The 11,602-nt window shown below is 61.3% G+C and carries 12 protein-coding genes; 6 read left to right on the top strand and 6 right to left on the bottom strand.

Annotated elements, in window-relative coordinates; genetic code table 11:
* Window positions 1-24 precede the first annotated feature (24 nt).
* The 3 genes from ACR0NB_RS11025 to ACR0NB_RS11015 are packed head-to-tail and all read left to right on the top strand — an operon-like array spanning window position 25 to window position 4,759.
* Window positions 25-1,206: an aminotransferase class I/II-fold pyridoxal phosphate-dependent enzyme gene (locus ACR0NB_RS11025; protein WP_480775681.1), complete on the top strand. Its 1,182-nt coding sequence runs from the start codon at window positions 25-27 to the stop codon at window positions 1,204-1,206.
* A gap of 13 nt (window positions 1,207-1,219) precedes the next feature.
* A complete protein-coding gene (locus ACR0NB_RS11020) occupies window positions 1,220-4,123 on the top strand; it encodes a DNA translocase FtsK (RefSeq protein WP_480775680.1) in 2,904 nt (967 codons plus the stop codon).
* Window positions 4,124-4,162: 39 nt separating this feature from the next.
* Complete coding sequence (locus ACR0NB_RS11015; RefSeq protein WP_480775679.1) at window positions 4,163-4,759, top strand: LolA family protein; 597 nt, start codon at window positions 4,163-4,165, stop codon at window positions 4,757-4,759.
* A 12-nt stretch (window positions 4,760-4,771) separates the two neighbouring features.
* Here ACR0NB_RS11015 and ACR0NB_RS11010 read toward each other — a convergent pair whose 3' ends face one another.
* Window positions 4,772-5,353, bottom strand: a complete 582-nt coding sequence (locus ACR0NB_RS11010) for a transglycosylase SLT domain-containing protein (RefSeq protein ID WP_093964271.1) — start codon at window positions 5,351-5,353, stop codon at window positions 4,772-4,774.
* 187 nt (window positions 5,354-5,540) lie between these two features.
* Between ACR0NB_RS11010 and hspQ the strand changes: the two genes are divergently transcribed.
* Entirely contained in the window at window positions 5,541-5,867 is a 327-nt protein-coding gene (gene hspQ / locus ACR0NB_RS11005; RefSeq protein ID WP_170341320.1) for a heat shock protein HspQ, read from the top strand.
* Window positions 5,868-5,891: 24 nt separating this feature from the next.
* Here hspQ and ACR0NB_RS11000 read toward each other — a convergent pair whose 3' ends face one another.
* The 3 genes from ACR0NB_RS11000 to ACR0NB_RS10990 form a co-directional block, all read right to left on the bottom strand.
* Complete coding sequence (locus ACR0NB_RS11000; RefSeq protein ID WP_480775678.1) at window positions 5,892-7,469, bottom strand: gamma-glutamyltransferase family protein; 1,578 nt, start codon at window positions 7,467-7,469, stop codon at window positions 5,892-5,894.
* A 188-nt stretch (window positions 7,470-7,657) separates the two neighbouring features.
* A complete protein-coding gene (locus ACR0NB_RS10995; RefSeq protein WP_480775677.1) occupies window positions 7,658-8,119 on the bottom strand; it encodes an ATP-binding protein in 462 nt (153 codons plus the stop codon).
* Between the two features lie 20 nt (window positions 8,120-8,139).
* Entirely contained in the window at window positions 8,140-8,478 is a 339-nt protein-coding gene (locus ACR0NB_RS10990) for an STAS domain-containing protein (RefSeq protein WP_480775676.1), read from the bottom strand.
* Window positions 8,479-8,578: 100 nt separating this feature from the next.
* Between ACR0NB_RS10990 and ACR0NB_RS10985 the strand changes: the two genes are divergently transcribed.
* Window positions 8,579-9,751: an acetyl-CoA C-acyltransferase gene (locus tag ACR0NB_RS10985; RefSeq protein WP_480775675.1), complete on the top strand. Its 1,173-nt coding sequence runs from the start codon at window positions 8,579-8,581 to the stop codon at window positions 9,749-9,751.
* A 73-nt stretch (window positions 9,752-9,824) separates the two neighbouring features.
* Window positions 9,825-10,280 carry a GAF domain-containing protein gene (locus tag ACR0NB_RS10980; RefSeq protein WP_480775674.1) on the top strand — a complete coding sequence of 152 codons (456 nt, stop codon included), beginning with the start codon at window positions 9,825-9,827 and terminating at the stop codon, window positions 10,278-10,280.
* A 5-nt stretch (window positions 10,281-10,285) separates the two neighbouring features.
* Here ACR0NB_RS10980 and ACR0NB_RS10975 read toward each other — a convergent pair whose 3' ends face one another.
* Together ACR0NB_RS10975 and ACR0NB_RS10970 are read right to left on the bottom strand one after the other, a co-directional pair.
* Window positions 10,286-11,182, bottom strand: coding sequence for a cation diffusion facilitator family transporter (locus tag ACR0NB_RS10975; RefSeq protein ID WP_480775673.1), 897 nt, complete (start codon window positions 11,180-11,182; stop codon window positions 10,286-10,288).
* A 38-nt stretch (window positions 11,183-11,220) separates the two neighbouring features.
* Window positions 11,221-11,553: a DUF1294 domain-containing protein gene (locus ACR0NB_RS10970; protein WP_480775672.1), complete on the bottom strand. Its 333-nt coding sequence runs from the start codon at window positions 11,551-11,553 to the stop codon at window positions 11,221-11,223.
* Between the last annotated feature and the right edge of the window lie 49 nt (window positions 11,554-11,602).

Raw genomic sequence — 11,602 nt, 5'->3', positions numbered from 1 at the left:
GATCCCGGTATCGAGGCAGCAGTCATGAATTTCCCCGAGCGGTTTTCGAACCTACCGGCCTATGCTTTTCCGCGTCTACGCGCCCTGCTCGACCATCACGCGCCGGGCGGCGATGTCGTGCATATGACGATTGGCGAGCCCAAGCATGATTTTCCGCCCTGGGTGACCGATGTCATCGTGGAAAATGCCGCCGGATTTCAGAAATACCCGCCGAACGAGGGGTCGGACGCGCTGCGCGGGGCCATCGCCGACTGGATCGACCGCCGCTATGGCGTGCGGATGGACCCCGAGGCCAACATCATGGCGCTGAACGGCACGCGCGAGGGGTTGTACAACGCCGCCATGGCGCTCTGCCCCGAGCAAAAGAACGGCCAGCAGCCGATCGTTTTGTGCCCCAACCCGTTCTATCAGGTCTACATGGTGGCCTCGATCTCGGTCGGGGCGCAGCCGTATTTCGTGCCGGCCACCGCGGCCACCGGGCATCTACCGGACTATGCCGGCCTGCCAGAGGATGTGCTGAACCGCACCGCCGTGGCCTATATCTGTTCGCCCGTCAACCCGCAGGGTGCCGTCGCCTCGCGCGACTACTGGGCCGAGCTGATCCGGCTGGCCGAGCGGTATGATTTCCGCATCTTCGCCGACGAGTGCTATTCCGAGATCTACCGCGACGCGCCGCCCACCGGCATCCTGACCGTCGCGCAGGAGCTGGGCGCCGACCCCGAGCGGATCACGCTGTTCAACTCGCTGTCGAAACGGTCGAACCTGGCGGGGCTGCGGTCGGGGCTGATCGCGGGCGGGCCGGAAAGCATCGAGCGGGTCAAGCAGTTGCGCGCCTATGCCGGGGCGCCGTTGCCGCTGCCGTTGCAGGCCGCCGCGGCCAGGGTCTGGGCCGACGAGGCGCACGTTCAGGAAAACCGCGCGCTGTACCAGGAAAAATACGCCATCGCCGATCAGGTGTTTGCGGGCGTTCAGGGCTATTTGCCGCCCGAGGCGGGGTTCTTTCTTTGGCTGCCCGTCGAGGATGGCGAGCAGGCCGGATTGAAGCTGTGGCGGGAAACCGGGGTTCGGGTCCTGCCGGGCGCATATCTTTCACAAGGGGATCCGGGGCAGAACCCGGGCAAAGGCTTTATCAGGGTCGCGATGGTGGCCCCAAAAACAGAGATGCAGCGCGGGCTGATCACGCTCCGCGACTGCATCTATTCGTGAGGTACGAGGGCACATGGCATCTTACAACGCGCGCAACCGCGACCCATTGTTGGACAGCACTACCCAGGCCGCGATCGAGCGGCGCAGCAAGGAACTGATTGGGATCGCCCTGATTCTGGCCGGCCTGGCCGCTGCGGCGATGATCTGGTCCTACACGCCGGATGATCCGAACTGGATGGTCTCGACCGACGCGCCGGTGCAGAACTGGCTGGGCCGGTTCGGCGCTTCGATCGCCGCGCCGTTGTTCATGATCGTGGGCTGGGGCAGCTTTGGCATCGCGCTGGTTCTGGTCGGCTGGGGCGCGCGCTTTGCCGGCCATTTCGGCGAGGATCGCGCCGTGGCCCGCCTGATTTTCGCGCCGATCTGGATCGCCGTCCTCTCGGTCTATGCCGCAACCCTGGTGCCCGGCGCCGAATGGCGCGCGACGCACAGCTTTGGTCTGGGCGGTCTGTTCGGCGACACGGTGATGGGTGCGCTGCTGACGCTGTTGCCGATCTCGTCGCATTTCATGGTCAAGCTGATGTCGCTGGCCATGGCGGCCGGCATGCTGGCATTGGGCGTCTTTGTGCTGGGTTTCACCAAATCGGACGTCCGGCGCGGGTTCCGGGCTTTCCTGCTGGGTCTGGTGATGGCCTATGACATGCTGATGACCGCGCTGGGGCAGGGGGCTTCGGCCACGGCCCGTGCGGCGCAGGCGCGCCGGGAAAAGTGGCAGGAACGCAAGGCAACCCAGGCCGCCGGTGCCGAATTCGAGGATGAACTGGCCTATGCCGATCCGGTCTTTGAAGAGCCCGAGATCGCAGCCCCCGAGCCCGTAAAAACGGGCCTGCTTGCGCGCATGCCTGGCCTGATCCGCCGCCCCGAGCCGATGCCCGAACCCGAACTGGTCGATCCGGAACCCGTTACCGGATATGACGAGATGCCGGGCGAGGACCGGATCCGTTCGAAGATCTCCGCGGTGATACAGAACCGCAAGGTCGCCACTGGTGAAATCGCGCCCGAGCCCGATCCGAACCGCCCGCTGACCAAGGGGCGCGGCCGTGGTCCCGACCCGCTGATCCTGAATGCGCCGCGTGCGGGCAACCTTCCGCCCGAACCTCCGCTGACTGCTGCCGGGCTTCCGCCCGAGCCGCCGTTGACAGGGCACCCGGCGCAGCCTTCTGCGGATATGGAGACGTTCGCGGAAGACCCGCTTTCGGCCTATGCGCCTGAGGATATCGACGACGATCAGGTGTTCGAGGATTCAGAGGACCCAATCGCCGAGGCGCGCCCGGCCATGAAGATCCCGGTTGCCGAACCGCGCAAGCCGGTTGTCGCGCAGCCAGTCCGGCGCAACGTCCTGCCGTCGCGACGGGCTCAGGCCGAAGCGCAGCCCAGCCTGTCTTTCGAAGAGCGGCACACGGATTTCGAACTGCCGCCGCTCAGCCTGTTGACGAACCCGTCGGGCATTCAGCGTCATCACCTCAGTGACGAAGCGCTGGAGGAAAACGCGCGGATGCTGGAGAACGTGCTGGATGATTATGGGGTCAAAGGCGAGATCGTCAGTGTCCGCCCCGGCCCTGTCGTCACGATGTACGAGTTGGAACCCGCACCGGGCCTGAAAGCCAGCCGCGTGATCGGGCTGGCCGATGATATCGCCCGGTCTATGTCGGCGCTGTCGGCGCGTGTCTCGACCCTGCCCGGACGCTCGGTCATCGGCATCGAATTGCCCAACGAGAACCGCGAGATGGTGGTCCTGCGCGAAATCCTGGCAAGCCGCGATTTCGGCGACGGCACCCATGCGCTGCCGCTGGCGCTGGGCAAGGATATCGGCGGAGACTCGGTCGTGGCCAACCTGGCCAAGATGCCTCACCTGCTGATCGCCGGGACGACCGGTTCGGGCAAGTCGGTGGCGATCAACACGATGATCCTGTCGCTGCTCTACAAGCTGACACCGGACGAATGCCGCCTGATCATGATCGACCCCAAGATGCTGGAACTTTCCGTCTATGACGGCATCCCGCATCTGCTGTCGCCGGTCGTGACCGACCCAAAAAAGGCGGTGGTCGCCCTGAAATGGGTCGTCGGCGAGATGGAGGACCGCTATCGCAAGATGTCCAAGATGGGCGTGCGCAACATCGCCGGCTACAACGGCCGGGTGAAGGACGCGCTGTCCAAGGGCGAATTGTTCAGCCGCACGGTCCAGACCGGGTTCGACGACGAAACCGGAGAACCCGTTTTCGAGACGGAAGAGTTCGAACCCAAGGCCATGCCCTATATCGTCGTCATCGTCGACGAGATGGCCGACCTGATGATGGTGGCCGGCAAGGAGATCGAAGCCTGTATCCAGCGTCTGGCGCAGATGGCGCGGGCCTCGGGCATCCACCTGATCATGGCCACGCAGCGGCCCTCGGTGGACGTCATCACCGGCACGATCAAGGCCAACTTCCCGACCCGGATCTCGTTCCAGGTGACATCGAAAGTCGACAGCCGGACCATCCTGGGCGAGATGGGGGCCGAACAGCTGCTGGGGCAGGGCGACATGCTGTACATGGCTGGCGGCGCCAAGATCACCCGCTGCCACGGGCCGTTCGTGTCCGATGAAGAGGTCGAGGAGGTCGTGAACCACCTCAAGCAGTATGGCCCGCCCGACTATGTCGGCAGCGTGCTGGACGGCCCGTCCGAGGACAAGGCCGACAATATCGACGCGGTTTTGGGGCTGAACACCGGCGGTAACACCAACGGCGAGGATGCGCTGTACGATCAGGCGGTTGCCATCGTGATCAAGGATCGCAAGTGTTCAACCTCGTACATCCAGCGGAAACTTGCCATCGGCTACAACAAGGCCGCACGGCTGGTCGAGCAGATGGAGGACGAAGGCGTTGTTTCGGCAGCAAATCACGTGGGCAAACGCGAAATCCTCGTCCCGGAACAGTAGGATATTTAATAACAAGGGCAGAGCGCATATCTGTGTGTCATGAAACAGATTGCCTTTGCCCTCGCCCTTGCTTTGACTGCCCCTGCAGCCTGGGCCGCCGAAAAGCTGCCCTTGTCGCAGATCTCGAACTATCTGAACGGATTGAAGGCTGTTCAGACGACGTTTACCCAAGTCAACGATGACGGATCGCTGAGTACCGGCAAGCTGTGGCTGCAGCGCCCCGGCAAGATGCGGTTCGAATACGATCCGCCCAACAGCGCGGTGGTGCTGGCCAATGCCGGCACGGTGATGGTGTTCGACCCCAAATCGAACCAGCCGCCCGAGCAGTACCCGTTGAAGCGAACACCGCTGTCGCTGGTTTTGGCGCGCAACGTGAACCTGTCGCAGGCCAACATGGTAGTCGGCCACACATTTGATGGCACAGCCACGGTCGTCACCGCGCAGGACCCGAAAAACCCCGAGTCCGGGCGGATCGAGCTGATGTTCACGGCAAATCCGATCGAGTTGCGGAAATGGGTCATCTACGACAACGCCGGGGGTCAAACCACGGTGCTGCTGGGTCCCCTCAACGAAGATGTCAGAATCGACAGCGGCCTGTTTTCGAACAAGGCGCGGCGCGGGTCAGAGAATCGCTGACCCGCGGCTCTTTCAGTAGCGGCAGCTGGACAGCTGCGCCTGGTACATCTGCGCACGTGCGTCCACGTCATTGGCCACGTTCAATAGCCAGGTCTTGCCGTAATGGCTGCCGCGTGCGTAACCCGCGCGACCTTCGTGATACGCCAGATACTGGTTCCGCGTGTCGCTGGTCGAGATGCCGATCTTCTGACTGCTTTTGTTCATGTACCATCCGACGAAATCTGATGCGTCACGAATGCGGTCACGCTTGGCGCGCCGCTTCCCCGTTTCGCGCTGATATTCTTCCCAGGTTCCGTCCAGGGCCTGGCTGAAGCCATAGGCGCTGCTCTGACGGCCCATCGGAATAACCCCAAGAACATATTTGTGAGGCGTCCGCGCGTCGTGACGATAGCGGCTTTCTTGGTAGATGGTCGCCATCTGGACATGAACCGGAACACCCCATTTGCGTTCGGTGCTTTTGAATGCCTTGATCATGTCCGGCCGCTCGCGCGCGATGGCGCAAGCGTCATTGAGGTTGCTGGGCGGACGCTGTGCGCCGCCCCCACAGGATGCCAAAAACAGCACCCCGAAGAGTACGAGAAGTTTTCTGCTCATGTGCCTCGTGCCTTTTTTCTTTATTCTAGCGCAGATTGCAGGACGAGGAAATCACAATCGTATAAGAAACCGTGCAGCAGGCTGTCGACTGTCAGGCATAGGTTCACAGACTGTTTCCGCGAATTTCAGATCAATGATTGGCAATTGCCGGCGGAAAGGTTTAGTAAGTGCCTTGGGGGCTGAAACAATGCTGAAGACACATGCAAAGTACCGCTTGGGCCAGGTGGTTCGTCACAAGAAACATCCCTTCCGAGGGGTGATTTTTGACGTGGATCCGGAATTTGCAAATACCGAAGAATGGTACGAGGCAATTCCCGAAGATAGCCGCCCGATCAAGGATCAGCCGTTCTACCATTTGCTGGCCGAGAACGATCAATCCTTCTATGTGGCTTATGTCTCAGAGCAAAATCTGATTGCCGACCAGTCAGGAGAACCTGTTGATCATCCTGATATTCCCAACATGTTCGGGCCGTTTCAGGATGGCAGCTATCCGCTGCACTTCCAGCTGAACTGATACGGTGCTGACGCCGTTGCGGCGTCAGTAACCCAAAGCGCAACCGTCCTTTCGGGGATCGCTGGCGCCCTCCAATACTCCGCTTTGATGGATTCGGATCGCCTGCGCACCGCCCAGTGGCGTTTCCGTTTCGACGACGTTGTGCCCCATTTCTGACAATTGTTGCGCGATCTTGCGATCGTAGCCGGGTTCGATCTTCAAGATCGAACCGTCGGCAAAGGCGCGGGGTGCGTCGACGGCGTGCTGAAGCCCCAAATCGAAATCCAGAAGGTTGGAAACCAGGCGAGCGTGGCCTGTCGGCTGATAGGCCCCGCCCATCACGCCGAACGGCATGGCGATCTGGCCGTTTTGCTTCAGTATCGCGGGAATGATCGTGTGCATCGGGCGCTTGCCTCCGCCCAACTCGTTCGGATGTCCCGGTTCAAGGTTGAAACCACATCCGCGGTTCTGCAGGAGAATGCCAAACTTTTCCGAGGCGATGCCCGATCCGAAGCTGTGGAAGATCGAATAGATCAGAGAAACAGCCATACGATCCCGGTCGACGACCGTGACATAAACCGTGTCCTTGTGCACGGCTTCGGTCAGCGGCGCTGCGGCAGTCATGGCGCGCCGGGGATCAATCAGCTCGGCCAGCTTTGCCGCCGTTTCCGGCGCCAGAAAATGTTCCATGCGCGACGACTGATCCGGGTCGGCGATGAACCGGTTGCGTGCATCGTAGGCCAGCTTGGTCGCCTCGGCTTCGATATGCGCCCGTTCGGCGCCCCACGGGTCCATGCCTGCAATGTCGAAATGCTTGAGTATGTTGAGAAGCAGGATCGCAGTCGCGCCTTGTCCGTTCGGCGGATGTTCAAGCAGTTCAGCGTTGCGGTAGTCACCTCCTACCGGTGGGGCTTCGATGAACTTTGTGTCGTGAAAATCTGTGGCCGAATGAACACCGCCTCGGGAATTCAACGCGGCCAGCATGTCATCGGCGATTTCGCCCGCGTAAAAGGCATCGCGCCCATTTCGGGCTACGCGACGCAGGACTTCTGCCTGACCCGGAGCGCGGAACATCTGACCTGTCGTTGGGGCGCGGCCGTCGATCAGATAGTGATCCCGCGCTGCGCCCTGCAGCGTTTCGGCCCCGATCGACCAGTCATGCGCGACGCGGGGTGCAACCGGAACGCCCGTATCGGCATAGTGAATTGCAGGTTGAAGAAGGGCCTCGATCCCCAATCGACCCTCGGCCTCTGACAGGTGGCAGAATGCATCGACAGCCCCGGGGATCGTCACCGCTTCGGGTCCGTCAAGCGGCACCGCAGCCAACCCACGGGCCCGCAGATCTTCGGCCGAGGCTCCAGCGGGCGCCCGCCCGGATCCGTTCAGCGCGCGAACCTTCGTTTCGCCGGCGCGATTGTAAAGCACGAAACAGTCGCCACCCAGACCTGTCATCTGCGGTTCGCAGATGCCCAGAAGTACGCCTGCGGCAATGGCGGCGTCCATCGCGTTTCCGCCGCGGCCCAGAATGTCCAGCGCCACCTTTGCAGCCAGCGGATGCGAGGTTGCGCACATCCCTTCGGTCGACAAAACCTCGGAACGGCCGGGGGCGTGGAAATCGCGCATGGAATGGGTCTCCTCCTGAACGGCTCGACACTAGGGTGCCGTTGGCTGATGTCCAGTCATTTCAAGGAGAAGGTCCTCGGCGCCGTTCACTGGGTGGGGGCTGTGACACATGGCGCCGAGGGAAGCTATCTGAGCTACCCCTTGTTTCTGCCCGTCGTTTGCGGCGCGACAATGGTCCGATCTGGGCGTTATTGTGGCCGATCCGCTTTTTTTGTGCGCTCAAACCGCAAGAACAGCAGGTTCTGGCCGTTTCTGCGGTCATACAGCACGTCGTCCGCCAATGTTCGGATCAGGAACCAACCGAATCCACCTTCGGGCAGATTTGAAGTATCGGTTTCGACACTGGCAGGAATGCCATCAGGTATCTTCAGGCCGGGCAAGGGGTGGCCAGTGTCAGTGATCTGGACCTCCAGGTGATCTTTGGAGTCCAGCACGGAAACCCGGACAATTCCGGGCGCGCGCTCAGCATATGCGTGTTCGACAACATTGTTGATCGCCTCAGCCAACACGATCTTGATGTCCGCAGTCTTTTGCCCCGGCAAACCGAAATTCGACAGCCCCGCGTGCAGCGAAGCGATGGCTCGGCTGGCCTCGGCTTCGACGGCAGGGAACACCACTTCGAGTCGGCCGTCTTCGCAGTTGACTGTCACGCCATTTGCCCCCTGGCGCTTCACTCCAACACGGAGGCCAGCGCGTCATCCAAGTTGGGATGCAGTTTGAAAACCGTATCCATCCGCGTCAGCCGAAAAACCTTTGCCACGACAGGCTGCAATCCCGCCAGTTCAAGCGTGCGCCCATTTCCAAGCTGCTTCACGGACGCCACGATCGCGCCCAATCCACTGGAGTCTATGAACTCGACCGCAGACAGATCCAGGATGATCCGACCGGCGCCATCTGCGGTTTGGGTCCGCATGTCTTCCTTGAACTGTATCGCCATGGCGGCGTCGATGCGGGCGGCGTCGACTGTGATGATCTGCGTTTCGCCTGTCGTTTTGCTGCTCAGTGTCACGTGACCCCCCTCGGATTCCGTCGATCGATCGTAGAAATACGCTAGACGGCATTTCTTACCATTCGGTATCCAAGCACTCGACAAAAGGAGGAGTCGTCACATGAAAGAGGTTGTGATCGCTGGTGCGGCCCGGACGCCGATGGGCGGGTTTCAAGGAATGTTCGACGGCGTGCCTGCGGCGGAACTGGGTGGCGTCGCGATTCGCGCGGCGCTTGAAAACGCCAAGACGCAGACGGTCGACGAGGTTTTGATGGGCTGCGTTCTGCCCGCTGGTCAGGGGCAGGCTCCGGCGCGGCAGGCAGGGTTTGCGGCAGGTCTGGGTGAAGAGGTGCCTGCGACCACACTGAACAAGATGTGCGGGTCGGGCATGAAGGCGGCGATGATGGCGTTCGATCAAATCGCGCTTGGCCATGCAGACTCGATGGTTGCGGGCGGAATGGAAAGCATGACGAATGCGCCCTACTTGCTGCCCAAGATGCGCGGCGGGGCGCGTATCGGTCACGGCCAGGTGGTGGATCACATGTTCCTGGACGGATTGGAAGATGCCTATGACAAGGGCCGCCTGATGGGCACTTTTGCCGAAGACTGCGCCGAGGCTTATCAATTTACCCGAGAGGCGCAGGACGAATACGCGTTGAAGTCGCTGTCGAATGCGCTCGAAGCGCAGGCCAGCGGAGCCTTCTCGGACGAGATCGCAGCCGTCACGGTCCGAAGCCGCAAAGGTGAAATCATTCAGGATTCGGACGAGCAGCCCAAATCGGCGCGGCCGGAAAAGATACCGACGCTGAAGCCGGCATTCCGCAAGGATGGCACGGTGACGGCGGCCAATTCCTCGTCAATCTCGGATGGCGCAGCGGCGCTGGTTCTTGCTGCGGCTGACACGGCCGAGGCGCGCGGCCTGAATGTACGTGCCCGCATCCTGGGCCACGCGAGCTACGCCCAGGCGCCCGGCCTTTTCACGACGGCTCCGGTCCCGGCCGCGCAGAAGCTGCTGGAACGGATCGGTTGGAGCAAGGACGACGTGGACCTGTGGGAAGTGAACGAGGCGTTTGCCGTTGTTCCGATGGCCTTCATGCACGAAATGGGCCTGCCGCGCGACAAGGTCAACGTCAACGGTGGCGCCTGTGCCCTTGGTCATCCGATCGGTGCCTCAGGTGCACGCATCATGGTGACGCTTCTAAATGCACTCGAGAAGCGTGGCCTGAAGCGCGGAGTGGCCGCGATCTGCATCGGAGGCGGCGAAGGCACCGCAATCGCGATCGAGCGGGTTTGACGCTTTGGCATTTTGCCATTAGCTGAACCGGGCCGCAGAGGTTGCGGCCCGGTTGCACATTGGAAATGACCCCATGAAAGCTGACTACGCGCTCTTGTCCAAAACCATCGAAGCCCTGACGGAAGGTGAAACTGACCAGGTCGCTCTGATGGCCACCGTCGCCTGCGAGGTGCATCACAGCGACGACCGCTTTGACTGGACAGGGTTTTACCGTGTGACCGAGCCGGAGTTGTTGAAGATCGGACCCTATCAAGGCGGGCACGGCTGTTTGGTCATTCCGTTCTCGCGCGGGGTCTGCGGGGCAGCAGCGCGCACCGGAGAGGTTCAGCTGGTCCCGGATGTGAATGCGTTTGAGGGGCACATTGCCTGCGCCTCGTCGACCCGGTCCGAATTGGTTCTGCCGGTGCGGGATTCTGCGGGGCAGGTCATCGGGGTCTTTGATATCGACAGCGATCAGCCCGATGCGTTCGAGCAGGCCGATACCGATGGGTTGTCGCGTATCCTTGCGCAGGTTTTCGGGCGTCTGTAGAAGCTTTATCCCGGTTCGATCCCCGAGGCTTTGAGCTGAGAGTCCGGCTCCACGTGAATGATGGTCCGGGCCTCGGGCAGCTTTTCGGCGATTGCATCTTCGATCGCGTCACAGATGTCGTGGGCGTCACCAACCGTCATGTTGCGATCGACGACCAGATGAAATTCGATGAACACGGCTTTGCCGGCCCGTCGGGTGCGCAGATCGTGGATCTGCAAGGCTCCCTGAGACGAGTTCCGAACGGCGGCCTCGATGATGTCCGTGTCCTCGGTGTGGGCAGCTGAATCCATCAGATCTCCGGCCGAATGGAAAATGACCTTCCAACCTTCGCGCAGAATATTCGCGGCCACCAGAATGGCCAGCAACGGGTCAAGAACGGCCCAGCCTGTGAGCAATACCAGGATCAGTCCCAACAAGACCCCGGCCGAGGTCCAGACGTCGGTCATCAGGTGGCGCCCATTGGCGGTCATGGCCGGTGAGCGCCGTTTCTGACCCGCCGAGATCAAGACGCGGGCCCAGACCAGGTTCAGGACCATGGCCGCTGTGTTCACGGCCAGTCCGATCGGTCCGAGCTGGTCGAGGTGAGGCGCGAACAAGGCGCCCCAGGCTTCCTGAATGATCAGGATTGCGGCGAGAACGATCAGGGTCCCCTCGGCGATGGCCGAGAAGTTCTCGGCCTTGTGATGTCCGAAAGGGTGATTGCTGTCGGCAGGACGCTCTGCCATCCGAATGGCAAACCACGCCAGCAGCGCGCCAACCACGTTGACCAAAGATTCCATTGCGTCGGAATACAGAGCGACCGACCCGGTCAAATGCCATGCCAGGACCTTGAGCAGCAGCACCAGCAGGGACACCGCCACTGACCCGATGGCCAGCGCCTGGGACGAAGTTCTGTCAATCATTTGCAACCATTGCCCGATCGCACTGCCAAATGCCAGTTTCAAACAGAACTGTAGGTGAGGAACAGGTAGATCGCGCCCGCCTGCAGAGCCGTAATGGCATACAGCACAGTCGTCAGCCGCTTTTTCCGGGTCTTGTGCCCGAATATCCAGCGACCCAACAAAGCTGCGGGGCTGCCGCCCAACAGCGCCAGTCGCAAAAGCCACTTCTCCGGGACACGCCGCCTGCGTCGGATCGCCCGCAGCTTGTCCCAGCCGAACACCAGCAAAGTCAACGCGTTGATGGCCCAGAAATACAGAATGACGATCCACATTCCGCAGCCATAGCGTGGAAGGATCAGGATCGGTAGTGAAAAATATCTTGGAATTTTCACCGATTCGGGACATCGTGAAAAATGTGACGTAAATTTCATGAATCGGGGG

This window comes from Ruegeria sp. CG3 (genome assembly GCF_056537205.1).
This window is presented reverse-complemented; position numbering and strand designations above follow the sequence as displayed.

What these genes read in the sequence shown, in the direction of transcription:
- ACR0NB_RS11025 (WP_480775681.1), top strand. Translation starts at nt 25, where the DNA reads ATGAATTTCCCCGAGCGGTTTTCGAACCTACCGGCCTATGCTTTTCCG.
- ACR0NB_RS11020 (WP_480775680.1), top strand. Translation starts at nt 1,220, where the DNA reads ATGGCATCTTACAACGCGCGCAACCGCGACCCATTGTTGGACAGCACT.
- ACR0NB_RS11015 (WP_480775679.1), top strand. Translation starts at nt 4,163, where the DNA reads ATGAAACAGATTGCCTTTGCCCTCGCCCTTGCTTTGACTGCCCCTGCA.
- ACR0NB_RS11010 (WP_093964271.1), bottom strand. Translation starts at nt 5,353, where the DNA reads ATGAGCAGAAAACTTCTCGTACTCTTCGGGGTGCTGTTTTTGGCATCC.
- hspQ (WP_170341320.1), top strand. Translation starts at nt 5,541, where the DNA reads ATGCTGAAGACACATGCAAAGTACCGCTTGGGCCAGGTGGTTCGTCAC.
- ACR0NB_RS11000 (WP_480775678.1), bottom strand. Translation starts at nt 7,469, where the DNA reads ATGCGCGATTTCCACGCCCCCGGCCGTTCCGAGGTTTTGTCGACCGAA.
- ACR0NB_RS10985 (WP_480775675.1), top strand. Translation starts at nt 8,579, where the DNA reads ATGAAAGAGGTTGTGATCGCTGGTGCGGCCCGGACGCCGATGGGCGGG.
- ACR0NB_RS10980 (WP_480775674.1), top strand. Translation starts at nt 9,825, where the DNA reads ATGAAAGCTGACTACGCGCTCTTGTCCAAAACCATCGAAGCCCTGACG.
- ACR0NB_RS10975 (WP_480775673.1), bottom strand. Translation starts at nt 11,182, where the DNA reads ATGATTGACAGAACTTCGTCCCAGGCGCTGGCCATCGGGTCAGTGGCG.